This is a genomic window from candidate division WOR-3 bacterium (genome assembly GCA_029858255.1).
Lineage (GTDB): Bacteria > Hydrothermota > Tepidihabitantia > SM23-42 > SM23-42 > SM23-42.
The window spans coordinates 1-2,424 of sequence record JAOUFJ010000078.1 but is presented as its reverse complement, the minus strand read 5'-3'; the positions used below and the strand labels follow the sequence as shown (position 1 = coordinate 2,424).

2 protein-coding genes are annotated in these 2,424 nt (G+C 49.1%); both read left to right on the top strand.

The window, feature by feature from the left end; genetic code table 11:
• Positions 1-1,263, top strand: a 1,263-nt coding sequence (locus OEV79_12575) for a PD-(D/E)XK nuclease family protein (GenBank protein ID MDH4212271.1), incomplete at its 5' end; no start/stop codon positions are given.
• A 9-nt stretch (positions 1,264-1,272) separates the two neighbouring features.
• A partial coding sequence (locus OEV79_12570; protein ID MDH4212270.1) for a hypothetical protein occupies positions 1,273-2,424 on the top strand: 1,152 nt, incomplete at its 3' end.

Genomic DNA, 2,424 nt, shown 5'->3' with positions numbered 1-2,424 from the left:
GGCAAGACCCTGTACATGGTTCTCCTTGATCACCATGCTGATTGGACGGTGACGCAGAAGCTAAAGGATTTGTTGTCGAGCGTTTATTTCTGTAATCCTTATGAGTTGATCTTCCGCAGCATGCGCGAGTTCGGACTCAGGATGTCCTATCCGCTTGCTACACTGCTCGATGCGGCGCTGGTATACACGAAGGACGGTTTGAATTCGCTTGCTCCGTTCATCACATGGTTCGAGCAGCATGGTGCATTGCTACAGGTAAAAGAAACGCACGCGCGGGGTGTGCAGATCCTTACCATCCACCGGGCAAAGGGATTGGAGTTCGAGGTGGTCATAATTCCGGAGACGGATATAGACCTGTCCAGGGGTGAGAACGACAACCTGATCTTTTCATATAAAGACGACAGTGTGCGGCCGGATAAAGTGTACTGGCGCGGATACGGCAGGTATCTTCTGGACCTTAAAGAAGCAGAGAAAGTACGTTTGGCAAAGGACAGCTTGAATCTCCTGTACGTGGCGTTGACCAGAGCAAAGACCGGCGTCTACATGCTCGGCTTTACCACAAAAAGCAAGAACGCCGGTTTCTGGCTTGAAACGATAAAGGAACGGTTGGATGGTAAGCCCTATCCGATGCATGATGTAGTACCAAAAGAAAAGCCGCGCGTGGAAGAGGCGAAAACGAAGCCGTATGTCGAAGTCCGCGAAGCACCCGTGATCAGCGAAGAAAGGACGCTCTACTCGCCGACCGAGCGGGGCGTGGAAATAGTCGCGCCCGAGCGCAGAAGGGGAATGAAGTTCGGCGAAATGATACACCGTGCATTGAGCCAGGTTGAATGGCTCGACAATGTTGACGTCGAGAAGTGCATTGCCGGGGTTGTTGAGTACACGAAGGGTATTTTTGCGCGGTCGGCCGAGGACGAGAAAGAGATCGACGCGCGGCTCGCGCCGCTCTTACGGGACACGCTGTCCGATCCCGACCTGAGATTTTTGTATTACAAGAACGGCCGCGACATGACATGCAAGAACGAATTGCCGATCTATTTCGAAGAAGAGAAGCGCGACGTATCAGCGCACATTGACCGGCTCATTATCGGCAGCGACGAAATAGTCATCGCCGATTACAAGACCGGCGGCGAGAAAGAAGAATACAAGAAACAATTACGTGTGTACAAGAAAGGAATTGAAAAGATATATCCAGGCCGCCCCACCCGCACGCTGATGGTATATCTGGAAAAGGAAAAGGGTAAAAAAATCGTAGAAGTCTGAGGGAGGAAGATGGCGGTTTTGCTGATGCTGCCGTTGCTGTTCGGCAATTTCGTGCTGAAGGAAACAATACCTTACGGGACCTCAGGGCCCGGGGGGCGGATACTGTGCAGTGATTTCAATCGTAATAATCTGACTGATGTTATTTTCACTGGCTACAGCGGTACCTATGCTATAGGTATGATATTCGAGCGGCAAGACAGTGGATTATATGTTTTGATGGATACGGTTGGTTTCTATCTCTGGATTTGGGATACCGGAGATCTCGATGTGGATGGATTTTATGATCTGGTTACAGACGGCAGTGATTTTATAGGCTTGTCGGTTTTCGAATCCCCCGATTCTTTTTCCTATCCAACCCAGGAGGCGTGGCGGGATACGGTAGGACCGCCACTAAATTTGCCTATCTCGGCGTTTGACCTTGATCGGGATAATCTGCCGGAGATCGTGAAGAATATAGCTACACCGTTTGGCGATATCGGTATTTATGAATCAGTGGGAGATAATAATTACGAACTGGTTTTTGCTGATAACCCAGACACATCTGGGTTGGAAGCACCAGCGGCAACGCATGCTTTTGGTGATTTTGACGGAGATGATTTGATTGAATGCGTATTTGCCGGTGGTAATGAATGGTATTGGATATATGAAAGTCCTGCGAATAACACATATGAAAAAGTTGACGAGGGACAATTATCAATGGGTAATATTCGAGATTGTTTTGCTGTCCCAGATGCGGATGGTGATGGCAAGCTGGAGTTCGTGGTCAAGGGATTTGCGATCCTTACCGGTGAAATCCATGCTTTCATCTTTGAGGCGATTGGTGATAATACCTACGAGATCATCGAGACGTTCACGCTATGGGGTGGTGATTATTATGGTGGTTACTCAGATGTTGGTGATGTGGATGGCGACAGCATTCCGGAAATTGCGCTGGAAGGTAGACAGACCGTGCATATCATCAAGGCGGCAGGTAATGATTCTTTCTACGTCTGGGAGACATTACCAGGCAATGCCAGCGGTTCGAGCGTGCGAGTATATGATGTTGACGGCAACGGGTTATCAGAAGTGATAATTTCCGGTAATAATGAGACGAAGATCTACGAGTATCAGGTGGGAATAGAAGAGGACACTGGAGCCAACATCTCCTTAGGCACACTGGAA